Annotated in this window: 1 protein-coding gene; it reads left to right on the top strand. The window is 41.0% G+C overall.

Annotated elements, in window-relative coordinates; translation table 11 throughout:
• Positions 1–150, top strand: a 150-nt coding sequence (locus tag JWG44_RS03010; RefSeq protein WP_205273489.1) for a transposase, incomplete at its 5' end; no start/stop codon positions are given.
• Between the last annotated feature and the right edge of the window lie 116 nt (positions 151–266).

Raw genomic sequence — 266 nt, 5'->3', positions numbered from 1 at the left:
CCTTCCATTGAAGGAGTTTTCGGCGCCATCAAAGGTTCTCGCGGTGGAAATCAATTTTTGACAAAAGGGATTGAAAAAGTTTCCCTTGAATGGTCGGAAAGATGTTCCGCTCACAATATTGCCAAGCTCTGCGGTTTTCGATATATTTGATTTTTCGATCGAAGGCCGTTTTACTACAATTCGCAAAAAAGAAAAAGGAACCCAATGCAATTTAGGGCGGAATCACGAGAGATTCTCTGATTTTCTTTTTCAACAGGCTCCCAAAA

Origin of the sequence: Leptospira ainazelensis (genome assembly GCF_016918785.1) — a bacterium.
Classification (GTDB): Bacteria; Spirochaetota; Leptospiria; order Leptospirales; family Leptospiraceae; genus Leptospira; species Leptospira ainazelensis.
Note: the sequence above shows the minus strand (reverse complement) of the source record. Positions and strands in the feature narration are given on the sequence as shown.